Origin of the sequence: Methanosarcina sp. MSH10X1 (genome assembly GCF_004099695.1) — an archaeon.
GTDB lineage: Archaea > Halobacteriota > Methanosarcinia > Methanosarcinales > Methanosarcinaceae > Methanosarcina.
On record NZ_SCHL01000006.1, the window covers coordinates 176,324 to 199,808 of the forward strand.

A 23,485-nucleotide genomic window follows, 5' to 3' on the forward strand; every position below is an offset into this window, starting at 1 on the left:
AACAATTCTCAGGAAAGAGATTTTCATTTATTTTTTTCTAATATGTTTTTCCTTTAGTTTCTTAATAAATTATTCTGGTTGAAATTTCAAATTTGTATATAGAATTATTATATTTACAGAATTTTCTCAATGATCGATATGCTGTTAATTAATCGGAGCTGTAATGCCCGAAATTTTCGCGTTCGGAGGAATTAAAGATATGCACCTTAAAGACATGCAATTAAATGTTTAAAAAGATATATTGAAAGATACAAAGTGAAACGCTAAATGAAAATATGAAATGAGGAGGCTATCATGAAGAGTAAAATCGTGAGTTGCGTAATCTTATTGAGTATCACTATAGCTGGCCTGGGATGTACTTCACAGTCAGATGGGTCGCAGCAAGACAGTTCACAACTAAATGATCTGCACGATAATAATGCTGAAGATATCAGGAATATAGAAGGCGTCTGGATGGGAAATTTAACAGTCCCGGGTGGGTTGCAGTTAAGGATGGTATTCAATATTTCCACTAATCCCGATGGGTCTATCAACGCCAGTATGGACAGCCCTGATCAGGGAGCAAGCGGTATACCTGTTGAAAATGTGAGTTATAAGAACGGAAATGTAAGCCTTGATGTGAAATCCATCAGGGGAAGTTTTGAAGGGATATATAAGGAGAATAATGATACTATAGAAGGAGAATGGAAACAGGCAGGATCAGCTTTTCCACTTGTGCTTAACAGGACTGAGAAAGCTCCTGATATGCACAGACCGCAGGACCCTGTAAAACCTTACCCATATACCGAAGAAGAGGTTGTTTACGGAAATAACGAAGCAGGAATAAAACTGGCAGGAACGTTAACCTTTCCCCGGTCAGAAGGACCTTTCCCGGCAGTCATACTCATAACAGGGTCAGGATCGCAAAACCGTGATGAAGAAATTCTCGGCCACCGCCCGTTCCTTGTACTTTCAGATTACCTGACCCGCCAGGGCATTGCCGTACTCAGAGTCGATGACAGGGGCGTTGGAGGTTCAACCGGAGACTCCTTGCAGGCTACTACCGAGGACTTTGCAGGGGATGTGCTTGCAGGTATCGAATACCTTAAAAGCCGCAAGGAGATAGACCCGGCCCGGATAGGTCTTATCGGGCACAGCGAAGGAGGCATAATTGCTCCCATTGTAGCGGTGCAGTCTCCGGATGTTGCATTCATTGTTATGATGGCAGGTACCGGCCTTACAGGAGAAGAAATCATTTACTTGCAGAGTGGTCTAATTAACAGGGCAGAAGGAGCAGACAACGAGACCATAGCAAGGAATGAAGCTTTAACTGGAAAAATATTTTCCATAGTAAAGCAGGAACAAAATAATACAGTTGCCGAGGAAGAAATCCGCAAGCTCCTCAAGGCTGAAATGGCCAATATGAGCGAGGAAGAAAAAAAGCTCTCCGGGTATTCCGAAACTAACCTGGATGCCCAGATCGAGGCAATCTTAACACCATGGATGCGTTTTTTCCTGACATATGACCCCCGACCCACATTGATGGAGGTTAAATGCCCCGTACTGGCAATTAATGGCGAAAAAGACCTTCAGGTTCCCCCGGAGGAAAATCTCCGTGCTATTGAAGATGCCCTCAAAGCCGGAGGCAATAAGAACTATACCGTAAAGGAGATGCCAGGGCTCAACCATCTATTCCAGACCGCTCAAACAGGGTCTCCTACGGAGTATGCAAAGATTGAAGAAACCATCTCTCCGGCTGCCCTGGAGTTTATAGGAAACTGGATTCTGGAGCATACACAGGAGAAATAAAAGTAAGCGAATGAGAAGGAAACAAAAGTACTGCAAAATGTATAGACCGGTTTTTCTACTATGGTTTCCTTCTCTTTTATGATACTCGACCAGCTCTTTTTACCAGTACTTAATTCAGGGTTTTAATTTCATCTTGATCCGACCTTAAATACCTGTGTTTGAAGTTCTATAACCTGAGGCTGTACCCGGAAAACAGTGTCCAACTGGATTTTCTGCTTAATCGGGAAAAATTGACAGCCATTATACTTTAAAGGCTTAAATGATATTTTTGGAGCTATATCTTCATTAAACACGGGCTCCCTGATTTCCTTAGAGAATTAAGGGCTTTAATAATCGGTATTTTCAGAAGATAACCGTATATAGAAGATCTGCTCAAATATGGAGGACTGTATCAGGAATTTGGAGAATACAAGCTCATGAAAAGACGTATATTTGGTTTTTAACTGGCTGGAGACATAGTTCAATACAATTTAGAATGTCATAATCTTTTAGGTTCGGGAATAAAGCGTTATAAAGCTTTAAACTCCTTTTGCGATTTTTATAATACGTTATGGAAATAAGTATGTATATATGTTAATTTATCCAGTGGGTTTTTGATTACGGGTATTCTCGGATCAAATGTAAGCAAATCAGGAGGAAAAAAATGGATTTTAACAGAAAGTCAATCTGGAAATTTACGGCATCTGTTTCTGTTGTATTAATGTTATTGACTTTAGGAGTTTCTGCAGCCTCAGCATGTCACGCTGAGGAATCTCCCGCCTACTGTGATCAAAACAGCCCCTTCCCTGGCGACTGCGACCAGAACTGCCCTGGAGATGGAGCATTACCATTACCCGCTAATGAGGTTGTCAACTGTAATGGCGGCTTCGACCAGGAAGACTGCACTGGAAGCTGCTGTGACGATTGTATTGAGGCAGACTGTGCAGGCGACTGCTGTGAAAAATGTACAGAAGTATGCGGTCAGGATACCTGCACCGGAGATTGCTGTGAGAAATGTGCTGAAAACTGTGAGAAGGCAGAATCTACAGGCGACTGCGCACTGACTGAGTGCAAAGGCGACTGCTGTGATGACTGTACAGACATCTGTAAAGAGACAGACTGCACAGGCGACTGCTGCGATACCTGTACTGAAAACTGCGATGATGGGAACTGTGCAGACGATTCCGATCTGACAGAGTGCAACGGTGACTGCTGTAAAGATTGTACAGAAGAATGTGGCCAGGCATGCGACCAGGAAAGCTGTGCTGGCAACTCCGAAGAGACCTGTGATCAAACCGACTGCACGGCTGGCTCTGAACAGCCCGCATGCAGCAAGTAAAATCATTGAAAGGCCCTGATCGCCTATTCAAACCTGATAAAAAACAGGATTGAGAATTTCGAGCACCATTATCTTGAAAACCCCTACATTTCCAGATATATTACAGTTTATCGGAATTCTCTCATTTCTTTTTTAATTTACACGGTATTTAGTCACTTCATTTTTCATCTCAAACCATATTTTTCAAACTTTAGAGCAGATTTCAGTCAATTCCGGGAAACAGGATTCAAGCTTGAGGATCAGATCCCCAAGCCTCAGAAGCCGGAGGAATTCGCGTTACCAGCACCTTATCTATTCGGTTGCCGTCCATATCCACAACCTCGTACCGCAGTCCCTCCAGTACAATATGGTCTCCAGTTGTCGGGATTCGCTGCAGAATGAAAATAATCAGCCCGGCGATGGTCCGGTAGTATCCCAGCCCCTCCCCTGGAAAAGAGCCCGCAGAGATGAAATCTTTAAGCTTTTCAATAGGCGTATCCCCATCGATCAGCCAGGAGCCGTCTTCCCTAACTCTAATCTGCGCCTCCAGAGGTTCGCCGAAAGAATGGACTTCGCCTACAATAGCCTCAAGTATGTCGTGCAGGGTTATTACACCCTGAATGCTCCCATATTCGTTAGTTATAAGGGCGGTATGCACCCCTGATTCCTTGAATAATTCAAGAAGTTTCAGAACCGAGGCGCTTTCAGGCACAAAAAGAGGCTTTGTTGCCAGCTCTCTGAGGTCAACGGTACTACTTTCCACAAATTTCTCAAGAACCTTTTTTACGGAAACCATTCCGGCAATATTATCCAGGTCTCCTTCATACGCCGGGAAATTAGACCTGCCACTGTCGATCATCTTTCGCAGGTTTTCGTCAGTCGAATCTTCAAGATCAAGCCCGATGAGATCGGCACGGTGCGTCATCAGGGAATCAACGCGAAGGTCACCAATCTCAAGCACGCCTTCTATCATGCTCAGTTCGGCTCTCTCAAACACTCCGGCTTCGGTTCCTTCCTCAAGCATGATCTTGATTTCCTCTTCCGTTACAGGCGGTCCGGTGATTTTCCTGATCTTCATTACCCTGAGCACAGCCTCGGTCGATTGGCTGAGAATCATCACAAAAGGCTTTGCAATAATCGAAAGAGAGAATATGGGTTTTGCGACGGCAGAAGCAATCGATTCAGCATTGCTGAGTGCAAGCCGTTTTGGAACAAGTTCCCCGAAAATCAGGGTCAGGTAGGTGATAATGAGTACCACAAGCGTGATGCTGAGACCACCACTGTATGGAGCCAGAGCAGGGAATTCCACAAGATAAGCCGCGAGCCCTCTTGCTATTGTAGCTCCACCGAATGCGCCTGCAAAGATCCCTACAAGGGTAATTCCTATCTGGATCGTTGAGAGAAAGGGCGTGGGCTCGTTCGCGAGCTTAAGCGCAGTATCTGCCCGCGTATCCCCTTCTTCCGCCCGCTGTTTAAGGCGAGTTTTCTTTGCAGAAATCAGGGCAAATTCTGACATTGAAAATAGACCATTGAGTGCAATCAGAAATAGGACGATTGCGATCTCAAGCAAATATGACATTTTGAAGGTATTGGGCGGATAATAATTTAAATCTATTTATAGTATTTATGAAAATTTATTTTTTGTAGGCTTATATTCGTAATCACTCGTTTTTCATTGAGGACTTATTCCCTGCGATTTCTGCCGTCTGCCTGCGGCTCCGGAACCTCTCTCCAGAATCTGGGATTTTAAGCCCGGTTCTCCTTCAGTCCCGGCTGAGAAAATCTCTCCAGTTCTATTAAGGATAAGTTTTTTAAAACCCACCGTTCCAAAAGTCATTATCTAGAAAATCTTTCCTGGTGTATTTTCATTAAGGGCTCTGACCCTTCTAACCAGAGCAGGATGTGTTGAAAATAAATTCGTTGACCAGATCCAGAAACCTTCGGGGCTTCTTGCAGTCTCAAGATATTCCTCGTAATTAACCGCCTTATAAAGGTGTTCGCCTGCGGAGAGGACTATAAGCCCTTTTTTGCCTGAAGGGACAAGCCGGTCTGCAATCCTGTCTGAAGTGTATTCCCTTGCCCGGCTGAGGGCAGTCCATAAAAGGTTCTTGAGAACGGGTACAAAGGCTATAGGAAAGATTGAGAGGTTGTAGAGCAGGGTAACATGGCCTGCTTTTATGTGCGCCAGTTCATGGGCAACTATGAACTCCAGAGAATCAAAATCTCCTTCCCGGTATGCGACTTCAACCACATCCGCATAGAAAACCACATAGTTTTTCCTGAAGTACAGCCGGGTAGCAAACGCATTTATCAATCCTCCCTCCTGGATTAAGAACGCATCCGGAACTTCCCTGAGGTTCAGCTCAAAAGAAAGTCGTTTTATGACTTCGTAGAGTTCGGGGAACTGCTTTTCTGAAAGCCTGATCGCATTTGCCATCATCCCTCCGTAAGTCTGCCCGGAGACGAATGAGAGAAAAGCAATCGCTGCCGGCACCACCAGTATATATTCCGGTCCCAGTTCCTCGGGATACAGCACTGGAACTGCCATCAGTGTGACATAGATAAGAATACTCACCAGCAGACATATAATAAAAAGAGGTATTTCGGCAGGATGCCTCAAGTACTTTATTTCGTTCTCAAGCAAGTTATTGTCTCCCAATTCTCAGAAAATATCTTTTAATCCCACTAAAACCTGTCGAACAATATAATTTTTATCAGTATGTTTAGTTATACTTTGGATTTGCAGTAATATACCTTTTACTGTCAAAAAATGGATCTTATTATAAAAAAGATTTCTTTTTACAAATATTTCATTTTTCAAAGATACTTCTTACTCTCGTTCACACGGAGTTTCCCCCGGGGAAAAGTAAGGCAGTTTATCTAATTTCAGTGCAATTAATTGGCTGAGCAAGATGTCAATCGATCAAATTCCAATCGGAAAATTTTCTTTTATGACCCGCCTCTCGCAAAAAGCTCTGAGGCTCTATGACCGGAAAGGGCTGCTGGTTCCGGAAGCAAAGGACCCTTTTACCGGATACAGGTACTATACAGTCTCCCAGCTGGAACAGGGAATGAAAATTAAAACTCTGAGTTTCCTGGGATTTTCCCTGGAAGACATCTCCCTGTTTCTGGATGCGGAAAGCAAAGGAAACTTTGAGTTCATAGGTGCAGGCTTCAGGAAGAGACTTGAACAGACCCGGCTGGAAATAGGACAGCTGCAGAGGATTGAAGGCATCTTGCAGGGAGCCTGAAAACATAGTGGAAAAGTTGTGGAGTTATTCAAGATGTCGGTTACAGAACCCGTTATTAAGGAAATACCCGAACTGCGGGTAATAAGCAAGCGTGAAAAAGGAGCTTTCAAGGCAACCATTGAAAAACTCATAGGCGAAATCTGTGCATGTGTCGAAAGCCCTGAAAACCAGCGAAACCATGTAAGAGTCACAGGTCCTATAATGTTCATCTATCATGATGAAGAGTATAAAGAAACCGGGGCTGATATCGAGATCTCCCTGCCGGTATCAGGCAGGATTTCAGTAGAAGACCCGAAAATGGAAATAAAAACCCTGCCCGCCATAAGGGCTGTCTCGGTCATTTACCGGGGACCATACCCAGGAGTTGAAGCCGGCTACAATCGAATTTTTTCGTATGCCAGGGAGAACAAGCTTGAAACCCTGAGCCCTAGCAGGGAACTTTATTTCAATGACCCTGCTGAAGTCCCCGAAGAGGAACTTATGACTGAGGTTCAGATTCCGGTAAGCGAGAAGTAATCTATTCATTGCTCCGGCTCTCCGGAGCAGTTATCTTTTCTACCAGAAGCCTGACTATATAGATTTCTCAGTTTATGCTACTTTTAAGGTTTAACTTAAAACATAAATATTAAAGTAAAATCTGGCTGATAACCGAACAATTTTGATCAAATTACAAAAGGTTACCTTCGGTCTTTCCTAATTTAAAAAATTTATTATGGATGTTATAAAAGGATAAAATAATATTTTTGATCAGGAAAGGAATGGTTTGAGTAAGATATATGAAGTCATGAAATGAATTTGCAGACATAACTAACGTATTTGATTCAGGTCTATATTAAACTCTTGTTTTTTTCATATATAGATGATAGGTAATATTTTCCTTAGTCTTTTTTAAAATAATGAAGTATGTTAAAAAAATATATTGTTTATATATATTTATACTGATTGGTCAATAGACTTTAAAGCTTTTATTATTATAATATTCTTAATTATATTTCTTTAATTATTATATCACATAAAAAGAATTTTCTCCTGATACAATTTTGAAAGCCTTTCGATAGCTGTACTAATTGCATAAAGTTCTGGAAATAATTTTTAAAAATTAATGTGAACGGTAAATTTGTAAGAAATGTTTACACAGTAGATCAACTGGATGGGAATGGGTCAAATAACCAGGTCAGAATTGTATCAAACTTAGTAAAGTTTGGAGTGTGTAATAAATGGGGAAACAAAGGTTTGACAGAATACAGAAAATATTAAGTGTCCTCACGGTGACTTTTTTTTTGATATCAGTGACGGCTGTATCAGTAATCGCACAGAATGGAGAAACGCTATTACCAACAGCACCGGGAGCTAATGAAACGGAAACGGAACCAGTTGTGCCAGAACCTGCCGAGACAGAAGCACCACCAGAACCTGTCGAGACAGAAGCACAACCACCAGAACCTGTCGAGACAGAAGCACCACCACCACCAGAACCTGCCGAGACAGAAGCACCACCGCCACCAGAACCTGCCGAGACAGAAGCACCGTCCGAAGAGAATGTAACAGTACCAGAGGAAGTAATCGAGGAGAATTTAACAGTACCGGAAGAAAACTTAACAATACCAGAAGAGAATGTAACAATACCAGAGGATGTAATCGAGGAGAATTTAACAGTACCGGAAGAAAACCTAACAATACCGGAAGAAAACCTAACAATACCGGAAGAAAACCTAACAGTACCGGAAGAAAACCTAACAGTGCCAGAGATTATTGAGACAATACCACAGGAGAATGTAACAGTATCAGGGGATAATGTAACAGTACCGGATGAAAATATAACAGTACCAGAGAATTTATCGGTACCAGAAATTATATCGCCAGCAATCGAAACTAACGGTACTGTCACAATCGTTAACGAAGACACAAATACTACAACCAATTTGAGTACAGGCCCCAATGCTGGAGGAATCGCAGTCAGTCCAAATGGAACATATGCGTATGTGACTAATATTAACAACAATACTGTCTCTGTAATTAACACAATAAACAATAATGTCGAAGCCACAATTAATGTTGGAAATTATCCTGCTGGAATTGCATTTGCAGGAACAAATGCGTATGTGACTAATGTTAACAGTAACACGGTCACTGTAATTAATACAATAAACAACAATGTGATAGGCACAATTAATGTCGGAAATTCTCCTGCAAGTATTGCAGTCGCAGGAACAAATGCTTATGTGACTAATGTTAACAGCAACACGGTCACTGTAATTAACACAATAAACAACAATGTGATAGGCACAATTAATGTCGGAAATTCTCCTGCCGGAATCGCAGTTGCAGGAACAAATGCTTATGTGACTAATGCTAACAGCAACACTGTAACTGTAATTAATACAATAAACAATAATGTTATAGGCACAATTAATGTTGGAGAATATCCTATCGGAGTTGCAGTCGCAGGAACAAAGGCATATGTTTGTAACGCCAACAGCAATACTGTTACTGTAATTAATACAATAAACAACAATATTATAGGCACAATTAACGTTGGAGAATATCCTGCCAGTATTGCAGTAATAGGAAGCGAAGCACATGTGACAAACCTTAACAGCAATACTATCACGGTAATTAACACGATAAACAACAACATTATAGCCACAACGCCTGCAAAGAGCATTCCTGTTCCACCCGGACATTGTTTGTGTCCTATTCCGGTACCAAAACCACCATGTCCTACATGTCCATGTCCTACGTGTCCTGTAGTACCGAAATGTCCTACTGCAAACTTCAGCAGCAAGCTTGTTCTGCTGGTGAAATTCACGGACCTATCAAAGGATGCGACTAAATGGTACTGGACCTTTGGAGACGGGACAAATTCAAGCGAGCAGAACCCTCTGCACATATACGAGAAACCTGGAAACTACAGAGTCAATCTGACTGTAAGCAATAAAAACTGTACAGTCGTAAAATCTTCTATAGTCAACGTCTGTGCCTGTCCTAAGGTACCAGCAGCAAACAATACACAGGTACCGCCAGGAAGTAGTGCACCAATATACTGAAAAAACTGGAGCTCACCAGTAGCCCACAAAAAGAACCCTACTAAGGTTCAGCTGGAAAAGAATCTCATAATGCTCCAGTTTTCGGAGCATTTAATTTTTTCTCTACAAATACGACTGTATTGTATGCAGGAGGCACGGGCCGGACTCGCATATATTCCCTGTAACCTTCAGGCAAATCAAGCAGAAAATCCCGATTTACCAGTTTCATCAAGCCTTTCTCATAGATCCTGTAAGAAATCCTGCAGCCTTCGGGTATTATTTTTAACAGGTGACTGAGAATCTCTTTTTTAGGTTCAGCCTGGGCAGCTATCATGAAAGCCCTTGCTCCGGTGCCTGAATCCGTGAAATCAACCGGGGTAATCGAAAGATGATTTCCATTAATTATGGTGATATTTTCCGAAAGCCCCAGCTTATCGAGCACTTTTATTGAAAGCTCTGCCCTTGCAGGGTCCTGCTCTATCCCTGTGCTTTCTATCCCGTGATATCTGAGGAAAACGATAAGTGTAAGTGGAAGAGGCCCGCTCCCTAGAAAGAAAATCCTGTCCCCGGAGTTTAGTCCGAATCCTTTGTGTTCTGTCCGGACAAGCCTGAGATAATTTCTGTAAAAGGGATATTTTTCAAGTTCGTCCCATGGCGATTGGCTTGCAAGGATTTCATTTGAGTACCTTGTCTCCAGTCTCACGGTATATAAATTCCTGAACCTGCTCATGTGAGCAAAAACCGGCTCCAGTTCCCGTTTGCTCAGAAGGGTAGACACTACGTTATTCTCTACATTCCGGGTTATTAAAGCATCCAGTCTCAGGAACAATTTCTCAACCCTGTCCGAAGGGCAGGAGAGAATCTCTTCATCAGAAAGCTCACATATCTCCTGATATACATCAAAGATTTCTTTGCAAATAGCTTCTGAAAGTTCCAGATCCTCACTAATTACACCGACCATACAACCCCCGAAGAGTATTACGGCGCGCCTGAATATATTCCTGTTGAGAATTTTCCTGAACCCGGAAATAAGAAGATTGGGAATTATGTACTTATTCAGGGAATCGAAAAGTCGGATAACGCGGAAAATAGACCGAAGTCCAGTAAATGCTCAGGTTTTATTCGAAAATCCGCTTTAAATCTTCAATCGATAGAGAAACTTCAAACGTTTTCAGCCTGAAAAACTTCTTGGCTCGCATATCGTCGTCATCAAGCCTTAAGTCACTTTCAACAAACCCGGCTTTCTCCAGGCGTTTTAAATGGAGGTTTACTACCTGCCTTGAGAGGTCCAGATCCTTGGCGAGTTCATATACATACCTCTCCCTCTCAGCAAGCAGGTAGAGCAGTTTTAGCCTTATGGGATGAGATATGGCTTCGCCAATTTCCACTATCTGTTGAAGTGATCTTTCCATCCGGTGTATCCTCACGTAATTCTGGTTTCACCTGACATCGAGGCTTCGCAGAACCTCTGGCAGGCGTAAAGTTTTAGATTTCTTCCAGCTTTGATTTTATGTCTTCGACCGTCTTTTTGATTTCTTCAATGTCCTTTTCCATTTTCACGATTCGCTCATTGTCCCTTGGAGCTGCGTACCCGGACCTGTTCAGCAACACTACCACCGCACCTACTATAAGAAGGATAAGTAGAAGATTCAGGAAAAATCCCCAGAACGAGCCCATCATGCCGTATCCCATACCATTCAAACTTTCCACCTCGAAAAAGACAGGTTTTCTTAATATTACCCGCTTTTCTTATTTCATCGACTTTTTTCTCAGATATTGCTAACCAGAAATATAAAAGAATATCCTGTAGAGAAGTAACCGCTAATATAAAACGTCCGAAGGGGTTGTTTCGATAAAGATGCAATAAATTTAATTTTACCTTTTAAACTGAAAATTAGATCTGAGGAAAATAAAAAGAAGAATAATATTAAGAGTTAGCTCAGGTATTCAACAGGTAACCATTGCTCTCATCAGGTATATGCCCTGCAATAGCCCTGACCCCTGCCGTGCCTGCCTCCTGACTGTGCCCCGGGGCAAACAGGATAGTCGGTAAATACTTTACCGCTGACGGCATCAATTCTTGCCTGCTTGTAAACCCCTTCCTCATCCTGATAAGAAACAATCCACCAGCGGCGCATCTGAGAAATATCTTCTTGAGAAATCTTACTGTCGATTTCTTTCCTGGCTATTTCGAGCGCTTTATCGGCAGTCCCGACCTCAAGTTCCGCAGTATTACCTGAGTTGGAATAAGGGCAATAGGAGAAATTTCCTTCACCCGGACCCAGATCCGTGCATCGTGCAGCCCACCTGTGCCTCGGCCCGACTCCGTAGTTTGCCCCCGCATTATCCGAGGCAACTGCACTGACGACCGCTGCCCCGGAAGCTCCTATGAGTAGTATTCCCAGCAGAATTGCTATTACAGTTTTTCTCATTTCCTTCACCTTCACGCCTTATTTACTTGCTTACGGCTGTAATCAACCGCAATCGAATGTAACCAACGTAATCTGATTTGATCAACCGTAATCGATTGTAATTGCCTTTTACCACACCATATGTAGTGTTTATACTACATATGTAGTCTACATGAGGATATATAATTTATGGCAAGTACTGCTGGCTTTCATGGATATTCAACGGTACTTTTCACTTGCCCACCCAACAAGCGGAGGAATCCAGCACAGGTTTGCAGCAATAGTTTCAAGGGCTGTAAACGTCTGAGTTGTCGGGCTGAATCCGAGAATTCTGGCTCCGAGCAGCCCGAGGGGAACAAGCGTGATTACAAAGAGGCTTGCCAGCATAACAGGATGGCGGATATATTGCCGAATGCCGGCTTTCCAGGAACCTTCTCTGCGCCGCAGGAAAAATATGCCTGAGATATTTGCTCCTATCTGGTCGCTCAGGGCATAAAAATAAGGGATATAAAAGCCCTCAATCCCGTAAACGTTTATTCCGGCTATCCGGCTGAAGAGATCAATCATCCAGGGAATGGCAATGCCGAAAAGTTTGCCCCAGCCGTAAGCTTCTGCCATACTCCTTTCAGCTCCCTGGAGACGCTTCCGTATTGAAAAAATTCCTTCAAAGAGACTTTCCCCTTCACCCGCAAGCGTCCGGACAAGCCACTGCCCTAAGGGACTTCGCTGGAATCCCTGAGAGTCCAGGAAAATTCCTGCAAGGAGTCCCAAAAGATAACCTGGCAGGGTATATCGTATCAACTCAGAAAATTCTTCTCCCTTCTCAGAAAATTCTGCCTCAGAGAATGTTTCTTCGAAGTCCATCTTTCTCTCAAATCCTTATATCCAATCCGGTATAATTCTTAGATTGATCTGAATTAAAACCGACACCACAGGAAATACATATAAACTGGCTTGCCAGATAATACATTGGAGAGCACATGAGAATTTTAGAGTGCAACACCATTGATATTGCTCCTACGATTGCGAGACTGCTGAAAATCCCTATGGTTCCGCCTGCTGGCAGACCAATTCAGGTAGTAGAGAGCTACGCAAAGGAAAGAGGCTGCAAGCGAGCAGTAATTATTGTGGTTGACAGTCTTGGATATTCTCTTTACAAACATCTTTCTACATTAATGATAAACCTGAGTGGGATTGCTGAGAAGGGAATCCTGTTCAGGTGCAAATCGGCTGCAACGATAACATCTCCCGCTCTTGCGTCAATCTTTACAGGATACCCGCCAGAAATGCATAATATCTACTCGACCTCAGACATTTATACCGAAAGAGCAAAAGACTCGGAAAACCCGAGACTGAAAAGTGTTATGGAATGGGCTTACAGGGCAGGTATGAAAGCGTCCGCAGTCATTGAGTCTGAAGGTGCGGAAAGTTTCAGGGGAAGAATAAAGGATTTTTATGGGGTCCCGAATTCTGAAGATATCCTTGATTACGATCTTAAAATAACGAGTTATGCGGTACGTGCCCTCAAAGAAAAGCCCGATGTCCTGGCGGTACACCTGAGAGCTCTTGACCGTTTTTCTCACAGGGCAGAAAGCTGGAAAGAACTGAGAAAAGCTGCAAAAGCGGTAGATGAAAATCTTGGTGAGATTTACCGGAGCGCAGAAAAAGGAACGATTTTCTTTATCTGCGGGGACCATGCAATCCACGGAGGGGAAAAGTGGCTGAAGGATGCGGAAGGAGAAGCCATCAAAAACCACAGGGAAAACCTCGTAGCCCTGATTGTAGCCTGTAAGCAGGAAGCGTAAGTCTATCCATCGCTTCAGAAAAACTGGCATACAGTTTGTATCAAAAATTCGTATCAAAACTTTTGCTCGATTTCAAGAATCTTACTGAAATGCCGGATTGTCCGGCTGGTGTTTTTATGCAGGATCCCGATACCTCCTGCTTCTTCCCATTCGCGGATGTTTTCGGAGTTATCATCAATGAGAATCCTTGCAATCCCTGATTGTAAGGCTTTTTCCGGGCGGTAACAGAGGATTGCGGTTTCTGCGTAAGAGATTCCCAGTTCTTTCCTGAGCCATTTAATTTTTCCCTCTCTGGCGTTGGTTAAGGCTTTTTTTCTCTCAGGTCCGGGGAGTGCAGAGAGGATTGTCGGACAGGAACCCGAACTTCTAAGGAATCCGTGAAGTTCCTTCCCTCCTGACATCCAGGCCATCTCCGACCAGAACTCGACTCCTGCAGATGTAATTTTTTTCCAGAAAAGCTCCCTATCGTTGCTGTACCAGAACATCATATCGTTGCCCAGCTTTTCACAGGCACCGGTAAAATCCGTAAGCACTCCGTCCATGTCGAGAAAGAGTTTTATTTCTTCCACGGATCCGGGAGGAAAGGGGTTATCAGACGAATGGTTTGAAAGAATGCTCTGAATGCTGACAGGATTATTCTGGATAGAATTGCGCGAATTGAAAGAAACAGGCATAATATACTTCCCTTAATTGCTCTGGCGGCAAATGACTTCCCATTAATCATTAAGGTACCATAATAAAAAAAAGTACTCATTGTAAAAAAACTATTATGTTAGAGAAAGGGTTAAAGAAATTAGAGAACAGAATTAAGTTAGAATCAGTCCTCCTGAATAAATACCACGGTCTTTGCAATGATATCGTGAAAAGCCTGTTTTTTTGCAGTAAAAAAGATCGAGAGAAAACCTGTAAAGAGAGGAATTGCAGAGATTATTTTCATAATAAAGCGGTTTGTTGCCTGCATAAAGGAAATCCTGTTTCCTCTGAGGTCGGTAACAATCAGGTTCATTGCTTGCTTGCCCACTGTCCCCTTTCGGGTAGAACTTTCCTGTAAGGCAAAATAAATCCACATCGTTAGGAAGAGCAGAACGTAAAAAAAGGGTCCATCCAGGGTTTCTATGATTAACTGTACTAAAAAGAAAAGCAGAATAATCACGAAAATATCTATGATCGAGGCCATGAACCTCCTGAAAAATCCGGAATATGGTTGCATTCTGTTTCCTCCAAGTTATTTGATATATAGACAGCACTGAATAATAAAACTAGCTTTCTAAATCATATAGAAGGATTTAAATCCTGATCCCCTGAACTGAAGATTAACCCGAAATAATCTGAAAGAAGTTAATTATTCTGCCGGGAAAACCATGATAAATCTACGATAAAACCCGCACAGGGTTCATAATGTTACCATAAAAAACAGAGCAGGTAATAAAAGAAAAGGTTAAAAAGAAGATTTCTATCTTCCCGCCGGAAGATTTCCACCTTCTCACCTGCCCTTTTGCCGCCTTTATTTTTTCTTTGAGATGGGGCTCTCGAGCCTGTCAACCAGCTTCTTTACATCGGTCTTGATATCCGAGGCAAGTTTTTTTGCACTCTCACCGGTTGTATCAACAAGTTTTTCAACCCCGCCAGTGATGTTTTTTACCTCATCCTTCACATCAATTGACTTCATATCCTCGGAAAGAGATTTTATTTCTGAGTTTATACTCTTTGCAAGTTTTGAGGCTTCATCCCCTGTCTTCTTTGCAAGCGTATCAATATCATTTCCAAGCTTTCCGACTTTTTCCTGAATTCCGGAGCTTTTCTTTTCAGTTTCTGTTCCTTTACTTTCACTTTCTGTTGTTTGTGCCATATAGACCCCTTTAGATATTTAATACGGATGATGAATTTCTCTCAAAAATAGAGCCGTTTTTCAGATACTAATTTATGGACTCTCCGAATTATAAAATTATCCTGAGAGGTTCAGCCCTGATGGTTTAAATTCTGCTTTGTAAGTACATTAAATCCTTCCACTAAATTAATTAATTCAAATAGATAAATTGTTGTTACGCTACAAGCTTATAAAGTATAAATTAAAATAGTATGCTTGTAAAATTAAGGCAGCTTAACTGATTAAAAGAGTTTATGGAAAACTCCGGCAAGCGAGATAGAAGAGCCGGACCAGGATAGTATTCAGGAAAAATCAGCATCCTGCGACAGAGTAAGCCGCTAAAGGCTGTAGAGGAGATATGCAGACCTTAGTTATATGCATAGACAGAGATAACGATCTGGGCGAAAAAGCAAAACTCGAAACCCCGATAGTAGGACGGGAGGCAAATGTTCAGGCTGCCGTCGCACTTGGGATCGCAGATCCGGAGGATTCTGATACCAATACTATTTTCGGCGGAATCAGGATTCTTGATGAATTGCGGGCAAAAGGAGCCGATGCCGAGATCGTCTCTTTTGCAGGCGACAAAAACGTTGGAGTGATCTCAGACCAGAGAATTGCCGAGCAGCTCGAAGTTTTTCTCAATACGAATGATGTGCAGAGAGCAATCTTTGTCTCGGATGGGGCAGAGGATGAAACGCTTGTGCCCATTGTCCAGTCCCGTATGAAAATCGACTCCGTAAAAAGAATCGTAGTAATGCAAAGCGAAAATCTGGAAAGTACCTATTATATCCTGAAGCACGTCTTCAGCGACCCCAAGATTTCCCAGACTTTCTTTGTACCTCTAGGACTTGCTTTTCTCATTTATGCGATATTCCTGCTTGCCCAGTATCCCGAAGGAGCAGTTGTGGGGATTCTTGCAGCTGTGGGGCTTTACATGTTATACAGGGGCTTCGGGCTTGATGACCTTGTTGCCCTTGAGAAAGAAAGGCTATGGGATGCTTTTCTGGAACAGAGAATGGTTTTCATCAGCTATACGGCTGCCCTGCTCACAACACTGGTAGCAACCGCATACGGAGCTATGGAAGTATGGAAACTTTATTCGGCAGAAGGGGTCTGGTATCACGGAACCCTTACACTTGTCTCAGTATTCATCAATGCTTCAGTCTGGTGGTATGCAGGAGCCCTGCTGCTTGCCGACCTTGGCAAAATCTTCGATTTGAGGATGGAAGATAAGCCTATTTATAAAAATGTCGCGATCTCTCTCTTTGTGATTGCAACCGGATTACTTTTCTGGGGTGCAAGCACATATATTCTGGCGACAGCTTCCCTTTCGGAAGGCGTTACTAATAATGCATCCCTTGCCCTTCAGTACTTTGTCTACTCGGTTACGGTTGCAGTTCTTATCGCCCTTGCCGGCATAAAATACAGCGTATCGAACCAGGCTTCCGAAAACGGAAACCCGGAGAGGGGCCGAAGAAAGAAGAAACTCGCCTGACCGCAGGAATCATGCCAGAGAAATTAAGTCCCAATAAGTCAGGGTGAAACCGAACAAAAAGTAGCAGTAAAAAACCACAAGAGAGATAAAAAATGGAAGAGGCAATTGAAAATTTAGAGATTGCAGTGCTCGGTGGCGTGGGTTTTAATTCGTATCAGGAATTTGAGAGCCACCCGGTACGCACGCCTTATGGAGAAGTTACCGCCTATTTTACCACCATAAAAGGAAAAAGAGTCGCAGTAATCCCGAGGCATGCGGGAGAAAACCATATTCCCCCACACAGGATTAATTACAGGGCCAATATCTGGGCTGTACATGCCATCGGGGCAAAGCGTGTAATCTCCACAAACTCCGTAGGATCAATGCGTGGGCATCCTGTGGGCAGTTTCATAGTGCTTGACGATTTCATAGATTTTACCCGAAACAGACCTTCTACCTTTTATGATGACAGGACGATACATGTCGATGTCTCTGAGCCTTACTGCCCCGAAATCAGGACAGCCCTAAGAGATGCCCTTGAAAAAAAGGGGCTTTCCTACACCGAAGGAATTTATGCCTGCACGGAAGGTCCGCGTTTTGAAACCAGGGCCGAGATCCGCATGATGAGCCAGTTTGCCGATGTTGTGGGCATGACCGGTGTGCCTGAAGTGATCCTCGCAAAGGAACTCAGCCTCTGCTATGCTTCTCTTGCTATTATCACAAACCAGGCGTGTGGGATGACCACACAGAAATTGACAGCCGATGAAGTTACCGAAGTCGTCGGAAAAGCTCAGGATTCGATTTTTGAGATTATTTCGGATACGATAGAAAATCTCCAGGCAGTTCGAGGTTGCAGGTGCGGGTTTGCAAAGGAAGGCGCATACTTGTGAAGCATAATAATCTTTTCTGATCCGGTGCTTTCCATAAATACTTCCTTTAAATATCTCCTCTAATGCTTCCTTTATGTATCCTCTTTAATGCTTCCTTTATGTATCGTCCTTAATGCTTCATTCAAACACCTTCTTTAAATGATTTATTAAAATGCTTATCTCAAGTAATTGCCTGAAGCATTTCCTCCGAATGCATCCTGTTATCGTCTCACCAGATAACTCATTGAATAACTCCTCAAACAGCGATTCGAGATTATCTACCTCCAGGAAATTTGATAATATTATATATATAGTAAATAAGTAATAAAATATTTATATAATAGTTGCTTATAAGATGAGGTTCAATGAGATAAAAGATAGATGCGGAAGATGTGCTCACGAATAGTAAAATAAAATGGTGCGCACTGGAAAAAGCAGAAAGTGTAAATAGAATACTTTGGTAGATTTTGATTGATTTTGAAGATTTTACATATTTAACAGATCAGGATAAACAATGACACTCTGGGTCCTAGGCTACGCTGAAAAATCGAAGATAAGAATTATGGCTATAAAGGACCGGATGAAACAGCCGATTTATACGGCGGAGCTCCATGTAAAGGATAGTTACAAAGGGCCACGCCCTCATAAAATAAGGCTTCTCACCGGCAAAAAAGAAGAATTCATCCCCCCCCAGCAGTTTATAGAGCTCTTACGCAGTGCAAACCGGATAATGCTTGCAGAGGGAGGGGACCCTGAAAATGAGACTGCATTTCTGGAAATGCTCAAAGGTTTTCAACTTAGTGCAGACAAAGTTAAAATCTGTAAACACTGCTGGATAAATAATCGTTTCAACTTTATAAATAGTAAATCCATCAAGTACCATAACGAACTGATCTGCCTGGACTGTGCAAAAGAAGAGCTTTTGCGCGCGGTCCGTTCAGCCGGGGTGCCATATGGGGAGAAATCCATAGATTTCCTTGAGCAGGTGCTACTGAAAACCAGGGATCTGGACAGAACTATCCGGATGCTTACCCCTGAAAGGCTTGACCCAGAGTTCACCCGCTACGATACTATAAGGACAAATCCTGCCAGTTCAACAGCCAGGATAAAGACCCTGCCCCTTCAGAAGAAATTCAAGGAAATGCTGCTCCAGAAATCCGAAACTCTGCTGCCTGTCCAGGCATTATCGGTTGAAGCCGGACTTCTGGAAGGGAAAAACCAGTTTGTAGTTTCGGCTACAGCAACCGGAAAAACGCTTATAGGGGAAATGGCAGGAGTCCAGAATCTTCTTAACAAAAAAGGAAAAATGCTTTATCTGGTTCCCCTGGTTGCACTCGCAAACCAGAAGTACGACCAGTTCAGAGAACGCTATTCAAAACTCGGGCTTACCACTTCCATAAAGATTGGCGCAATTCTCATAAAAACCTCTCAGCGCGTGAAAATGCAGACCAGTCCGGGTGCGGATATAATAGTAGGGACTTACGAAGGCATAGACCATATGCTCAGGTCTGGAAATGCCGATTTTCTGGGCAAGATAGGAACTGTAATTGTGGATGAAGTCCATACTCTTGAAGACCAGGAAAGGGGACACAGGCTGGACGGGGTGATCGGGAGGCTGAGGTATGTGGCACCTGAAGCACAATTCATTTACCTCTCCGCAACCGTTGCAAATCCCGAAGGTTATGCAAAGAAACTCGGAGCCAGGCTTGTCCGGTATGAGCACAGGCCGGTACCCATTGACAGGCATCTCCTTTTCTGCCAGGAAAACGAGAAGGCAAAGCTGATTTCCCAGCTTGCGAAAGAAGAGTATTCGAGGTTCTCTTCCAAAAAGCATAGGGGACAGACAATTGTCTTTACGAACTCCCGCCGAAACTGCCACAGGCTCGCCGCCGCCCTTTCGATACAGGCGGCTCCTTATCACGCAGGGCTTTCCCAGTACGAGAGGAAGAGAGTTGAGACTCGCTTTGCAAAAGGAGAACTTCCCGTAATCGTGACTACGGCTGCTCTTGCGGCGGGAGTAGATTTTCCGGCTTCCCAGGTAATCTTTGAGTCTCTGACAATGGGAATAGACTGGATTTCAGTCCAGGACTTCCTGCAGATGAGTGGAAGGGCAGGCAGGCCTGACTACCACGACCGTGGAATTGTCGTGCTTATGCCCGTGCCAGGGAAATCTTATTCAGGCTCTCAGTCCGATACCGAAGAAGAGATTGCAATAAAATTGCTTCAGGGAGAGATGCTCTCAGCAGGCGTACAGTACGGAGAAGCCGAGCAGCTTGAGGAAGTGCTTGCATCGGTTGCAGTCACTTCTTCGGTACAGGATCTCAGGGCAGTCCATAACTTGATGTTCGGTAGCTACGACCTGGAAAAATTGATTCCGCGCCTGCAGAGTTATCGCTTTCTCGAAAGGAAGGGAAACCGAATAACGCTTACACGTTTTGGAAAAATTATTTCGGCTCACTTCCTTCCGGTATCGAAAGCTTTTCTGATCCGGGATGCTGTGCTTGAAGAGAACGAACCCCTGCAGATCGTGACAAACCTGGAGTTCTTCGATGCGGCTTACTTCAAGTATGCTAACCAGATTGGGAGTTCTCTGCATGTGAATATGCCTTCAAGGGTTTTTCAGGGAGCTACCCTTGATATCATCTTTGACGGGGAATCCTTTTCCCAGCTTGATGTAAAAATCCGGGAGCTCATGTTGAACTTTGCTTCGGATTTTTTAACCTGTGCATGCAGGGATTCGCCTTACTGCGGTTGTGCAGAACAAAAGTTTTCGGAAAAGATCGTCAAGTTACGTACAGAAGCACTTGACCCTGCAGAAATTGTAAAGAGGCTTGAAGATAAGTACGGGATTTCTGCCTACCAGGGCGATGTGTTCGGGTATCTGGACAGTGCGGTCCGCAATCTTGATGCCGTGGAACTTATAGCAAAAGTACATTCTAAGAAAGGGGTGGCAGAAGAAGCAAAAAAGCTTAGAAAGAAAGTCCAGGGTTAAAAGATCAAAAACATTTTTGCAGATAATACTGTATAATGAGTAAAATGCTCCTGCTTATGTAGGAAATATATTTTATATACGATAGAGCTGACCGATTTATTCAAATGGCGGCCAGTAAATTAGATCCAAACCTGATAACAGGATAATCTGAGAGTAAGATAGAGGGAATTTCATGACCGAGGACATCGAATCCAGGGATAATATCGAAAACGCGGCTTCCAGGAAGGTTAAAAGAAGCATTACAATTGAGTTTGTGAAACCTGAGAACTTCAGGCAGGTCTATGCTATCGGAGCCGCAGGCGGGCACAGTCCTTATGATTTCAGGATCGGTTTTTACAACGACACTCCAAAAATATTTGGAGATGCCTCCGAGTCAAGGGTTATCCAGCGGCGTGTAGAAACCGAGGTAATACTCTCACCGGTTGCTGCGCTTGAGCTTTCCCGCTGGCTGACCCAGCATATAAATGAATATGAATCCGTTTTCGGGCCCATTGCAAGAGCAATCCCGAGACCGAGAAAAGAACCTGCAAAGCCTATTGACGAAAGTACGGATATCCAGGGTTATATCTGACCCTTATATCCGATCCTTAATCTCATCCGGATAAATACGCCCAAGGTTTCCAAAAAAAGTTTGATCGCAAGCCTTTTCAAAAAAGGCTTGAGCGAAAACTTTTTCAAAAAAAGTTTTATCAAAAACTCATAATTTATCTAGACCGGCATAGCCGGGGCGTGATAAACCGGCGAAACGCAAGCCTTTTTAAAAAAGGCTTGAGCGAAAACTTTTTCAAAAAAAGTTTTATCAAAAACTAATGCGTTATCTAGACCGGTGTAACCGGAGCGTGATCGACCGGCGAAACGCAAGCCTTTTTAAAAAAGGCTTGAGCGAAAATCCCCATGTAACGGCGTGATAAACCGGCGAAACGGTCGCGGGTCAACGGTTTCAACGCCGCGCTTGCGGCTAAATGCAGACTGTTACAAAAGAGGCTGGATTGCAAACTAGTGTTATTCGTATAAATGTCCTGTAGGGCATGGAAACTGAAAAGCTGGAACTTGGCTTCCACAGGAAGTTATCTGGTTCTGGGAATCTTTTGAGGACTCGGAAGATCGATGGTTATATATCTCTGTAAAGGGTATGTAATTTTCAGTTTTCTTAAAAGCCGGTGGAGTGACGATATTAGAAGAATTTCTTGGTTACTGGCAGGAGCGGCTGATACAGGCAGTAAGCGGACCGTGGGTATGGATACGGTCTGATGCGGCTTGCCCCTACCGGCTTGGGACGTAAGAAACAGGAACCCGGGAGTACGGGGAAAGTTAAGAATAAATCAGCGAGGGTTTAAATTTGTTCCCAAATAAAAAAGTTCAGAAAATTGTTGGATCAAGAATCCAGGTAGAAATGAAAGGCGACCTTAATCTGCTTGAAGGCACTCTTAAGAGTGTGGATGACTACATGAACCTTCATCTCGTGGACACCATGGAGATCGTAAAAGGAGAAAAAGTCCGTTCCCTTGGTTCAGTAGTGCTTCGTGGTAATAACATCATACTGATCACTCCTGTCGAAGAATAAGACTTCATAAGGAAAACCTTAGTGTGGAAGCATGGATCTTGAAGAAGAAGCCTATAACATAATAAAGAGACATAAAGAAGGCGTCTTCCAGAACGTTATCTGGAAAGAGCTGGACATCGACAGCAGAAAATGTTCCAGAATCATAAAAAAGCTTCTGGACAAAGACCTTATTATACGAGAGGTTGGAGTTTCAAACGGCGCAAGAACATACCTACTGAAAGCAAAAGAAGAGGTTAAGGAAAAATATGACCTCCTGCTTGCAGGAGCATTGTTTTCGGCCTGTACAGGCTGCACCGGCGACTGTCAACCCGAATACTGCGGGAGACTCAGCGAATGGATTGGAAGCCTCATTCAGGAAGCTGAGAGATCGGAAGAAACCAGCGAGATCAGTGCCGATATCGAAGATGCGGAAGAAACCAGCGAAATCAGTGCCGATATCGAAGATGCGGAAGAAGCCTGAGAAGCAATTGAAAGGATTTCCGAATCCAGCAGTCAATAATATCCTCGAAAATACAGGCAACCGATAAGTATATATAGAAGAGCCCCTTATTGAAGATCCCCTTCAATAAGGGAAAAAACACATACAAAACGCTCCGGTAGTGTAGTCCGGCCAATCATTCCGGCCTTTCGAGCCGAAGACTCGGGTTCGAATCCCGGCCGGAGCACCATACTTCTTTTCATAATATACTTTTTAAGAATATGCTTCTTAAATTATTTTTCTGATATTCTCAAGATATAAGCTTCTTAGCGCAATACTTTGCAAGCTAATGCTCTCATTGCCAGTACTGTAGTCAAGCACTAAATGCGGATTACTGACCTACCGCCTGAATCTCCTTAATCCTAACCGGGTTTTTAGAAAAATTTTTGAGGCTGCAAAGAAAGTTTTTGTCAATGAGTTGCGCCATATTCATAAAAACTAATATAAATTCATTTTGGAAGTTGTTGCATAAAAGTTTATCTGATCAATAGATTACCCCGGAAGGGTTAGTTGAGGGACAGAGTTATATAGTACTAACGTCTATTGAAGGTCTCGCTGTAAGATGCGCTATGAAATGCAATGTGCTCCGGTAGTGTAGTCCGGCCAATCATTCCGGCCTTTCGAGCCGAAGACTCGGGTTCGAATCCCGGCCGGAGCACCATA

The 23,485-nt window shown here is 43.3% G+C and carries 23 protein-coding genes and 2 tRNA genes; 13 read left to right on the top strand and 12 right to left on the bottom strand.

The window, feature by feature from the left end:
• The first annotated feature begins 294 nt into the window (after positions 1–294).
• On the top strand, positions 295–1,788 hold the full coding sequence (locus EQO05_RS07445) for a S9 family peptidase (RefSeq protein ID WP_205793730.1): 1,494 nt from the start codon (positions 295–297) through the stop codon (positions 1,786–1,788).
• Positions 1,789–2,617: 829 nt separating this feature from the next.
• Here the strand turns inward: EQO05_RS07445 and EQO05_RS15490 are convergent.
• The 4 genes from EQO05_RS15490 to EQO05_RS07460 all read right to left on the bottom strand — a co-directional run bounded on the left by EQO05_RS15490 (position 2,618) and on the right by EQO05_RS07460 (position 5,729).
• A complete protein-coding gene (locus tag EQO05_RS15490) occupies positions 2,618–3,112 on the bottom strand; it encodes a hypothetical protein (RefSeq protein WP_164888496.1) in 495 nt (164 codons plus the stop codon).
• A gap of 220 nt (positions 3,113–3,332) precedes the next feature.
• Entirely contained in the window at positions 3,333–4,664 is a 1,332-nt protein-coding gene (locus EQO05_RS07455; RefSeq protein ID WP_128505206.1) for a hemolysin family protein, read from the bottom strand.
• A 93-nt stretch (positions 4,665–4,757) separates the two neighbouring features.
• Positions 4,758–4,922, bottom strand: a complete 165-nt coding sequence (locus tag EQO05_RS15495; protein ID WP_164888497.1) for a hypothetical protein — start codon at positions 4,920–4,922, stop codon at positions 4,758–4,760.
• 3 nt (positions 4,923–4,925) lie between these two features.
• Positions 4,926–5,729 carry a M48 family metallopeptidase gene (locus tag EQO05_RS07460; protein WP_128505208.1) on the bottom strand — a complete coding sequence of 268 codons (804 nt, stop codon included), beginning with the start codon at positions 5,727–5,729 and terminating at the stop codon, positions 4,926–4,928.
• 268 nt (positions 5,730–5,997) lie between these two features.
• On the opposite strand from EQO05_RS07460, the gene EQO05_RS15945 reads away from it, so the two are divergent.
• The 3 genes from EQO05_RS15945 (at position 5,998) to EQO05_RS07470 (ending at position 9,383) form a co-directional block, all read left to right on the top strand.
• On the top strand, positions 5,998–6,336 hold the full coding sequence (locus EQO05_RS15945; RefSeq protein ID WP_240664442.1) for a helix-turn-helix domain-containing protein: 339 nt from the start codon (positions 5,998–6,000) through the stop codon (positions 6,334–6,336).
• A gap of 33 nt (positions 6,337–6,369) precedes the next feature.
• Complete coding sequence (locus tag EQO05_RS15950; RefSeq protein ID WP_240664444.1) at positions 6,370–6,852, top strand: GyrI-like domain-containing protein; 483 nt, start codon at positions 6,370–6,372, stop codon at positions 6,850–6,852.
• Positions 6,853–7,553: 701 nt separating this feature from the next.
• Positions 7,554–9,383: a PKD domain-containing protein gene (locus EQO05_RS07470; protein WP_128505209.1), complete on the top strand. Its 1,830-nt coding sequence runs from the start codon at positions 7,554–7,556 to the stop codon at positions 9,381–9,383.
• A gap of 64 nt (positions 9,384–9,447) precedes the next feature.
• Here the strand turns inward: EQO05_RS07470 and EQO05_RS07475 are convergent, their stop codons facing one another.
• From EQO05_RS07475 to EQO05_RS07495, 5 genes are all read right to left on the bottom strand, one after another.
• Positions 9,448–10,323 (bottom strand): nicotianamine synthase family protein, encoded by an 876-nt coding sequence (locus EQO05_RS07475; protein ID WP_128505211.1) that lies wholly within the window; start codon positions 10,321–10,323, stop codon positions 9,448–9,450.
• 157 nt (positions 10,324–10,480) lie between these two features.
• Positions 10,481–10,774, bottom strand: a complete 294-nt coding sequence (locus tag EQO05_RS07480; RefSeq protein ID WP_128505213.1) for an ArsR family transcriptional regulator — start codon at positions 10,772–10,774, stop codon at positions 10,481–10,483.
• Positions 10,775–10,847: 73 nt separating this feature from the next.
• Entirely contained in the window at positions 10,848–11,063 is a 216-nt protein-coding gene (locus tag EQO05_RS07485; RefSeq protein WP_128505214.1) for a hypothetical protein, read from the bottom strand.
• A gap of 269 nt (positions 11,064–11,332) precedes the next feature.
• The gene (locus EQO05_RS07490; RefSeq protein WP_128505216.1) at positions 11,333–11,794 is read right to left on the bottom strand and encodes a hypothetical protein; all 462 of its coding nucleotides are present in this window, start codon (positions 11,792–11,794) and stop codon (positions 11,333–11,335) included.
• Between the two features lie 198 nt (positions 11,795–11,992).
• Positions 11,993–12,637, bottom strand: a complete 645-nt coding sequence (locus EQO05_RS07495; RefSeq protein WP_164888498.1) for a hypothetical protein — start codon at positions 12,635–12,637, stop codon at positions 11,993–11,995.
• A 116-nt stretch (positions 12,638–12,753) separates the two neighbouring features.
• Between EQO05_RS07495 and EQO05_RS07500 the strand changes: the two genes are divergently transcribed.
• Positions 12,754–13,578 (top strand): alkaline phosphatase family protein, encoded by an 825-nt coding sequence (locus EQO05_RS07500; RefSeq protein WP_128505218.1) that lies wholly within the window; start codon positions 12,754–12,756, stop codon positions 13,576–13,578.
• A 53-nt stretch (positions 13,579–13,631) separates the two neighbouring features.
• On the opposite strand, the gene EQO05_RS07505 is transcribed toward EQO05_RS07500, so the two are convergent.
• From EQO05_RS07505 to EQO05_RS07515, 3 genes are all read right to left on the bottom strand, one after another.
• Positions 13,632–14,252, bottom strand: a complete 621-nt coding sequence (locus tag EQO05_RS07505; protein WP_128505220.1) for a hypothetical protein — start codon at positions 14,250–14,252, stop codon at positions 13,632–13,634.
• Between the two features lie 143 nt (positions 14,253–14,395).
• Entirely contained in the window at positions 14,396–14,788 is a 393-nt protein-coding gene (locus tag EQO05_RS07510) for an RDD family protein (protein WP_128505222.1), read from the bottom strand.
• 294 nt (positions 14,789–15,082) lie between these two features.
• Positions 15,083–15,427 (bottom strand): hypothetical protein, encoded by a 345-nt coding sequence (locus EQO05_RS07515; protein ID WP_128505224.1) that lies wholly within the window; start codon positions 15,425–15,427, stop codon positions 15,083–15,085.
• A gap of 376 nt (positions 15,428–15,803) precedes the next feature.
• Between EQO05_RS07515 and EQO05_RS07520 the strand changes: the two genes are divergently transcribed.
• The 8 genes from EQO05_RS07520 to EQO05_RS07555 all read left to right on the top strand — a co-directional run bounded on the left by EQO05_RS07520 (position 15,804) and on the right by EQO05_RS07555 (position 23,483).
• On the top strand, positions 15,804–16,940 hold the full coding sequence (locus tag EQO05_RS07520; RefSeq protein WP_128505226.1) for a DUF373 family protein: 1,137 nt from the start codon (positions 15,804–15,806) through the stop codon (positions 16,938–16,940).
• A gap of 92 nt (positions 16,941–17,032) precedes the next feature.
• Positions 17,033–17,809: an S-methyl-5'-thioadenosine phosphorylase gene (gene mtnP, locus EQO05_RS07525; protein WP_128505228.1), complete on the top strand. Its 777-nt coding sequence runs from the start codon at positions 17,033–17,035 to the stop codon at positions 17,807–17,809.
• 493 nt (positions 17,810–18,302) lie between these two features.
• Positions 18,303–20,780 (top strand): DUF5814 domain-containing protein, encoded by a 2,478-nt coding sequence (locus EQO05_RS07530; RefSeq protein WP_128505230.1) that lies wholly within the window; start codon positions 18,303–18,305, stop codon positions 20,778–20,780.
• 172 nt (positions 20,781–20,952) lie between these two features.
• Positions 20,953–21,351 carry a DUF3467 domain-containing protein gene (locus tag EQO05_RS07535; RefSeq protein WP_128505232.1) on the top strand — a complete coding sequence of 133 codons (399 nt, stop codon included), beginning with the start codon at positions 20,953–20,955 and terminating at the stop codon, positions 21,349–21,351.
• A gap of 768 nt (positions 21,352–22,119) precedes the next feature.
• Positions 22,120–22,344 (top strand): LSM domain-containing protein, encoded by a 225-nt coding sequence (locus EQO05_RS07540; protein ID WP_048107204.1) that lies wholly within the window; start codon positions 22,120–22,122, stop codon positions 22,342–22,344.
• Positions 22,345–22,375: 31 nt separating this feature from the next.
• The gene (locus EQO05_RS07545; RefSeq protein ID WP_128505234.1) at positions 22,376–22,804 is read left to right on the top strand and encodes an Lrp/AsnC family transcriptional regulator; all 429 of its coding nucleotides are present in this window, start codon (positions 22,376–22,378) and stop codon (positions 22,802–22,804) included.
• A gap of 130 nt (positions 22,805–22,934) precedes the next feature.
• A tRNA-Glu gene (locus EQO05_RS07550) sits at positions 22,935–23,012 on the top strand.
• Between the two features lie 393 nt (positions 23,013–23,405).
• Positions 23,406–23,483, top strand: a tRNA-Glu gene (locus EQO05_RS07555).
• The last annotated feature ends 2 nt before the right edge of the window (positions 23,484–23,485 follow it).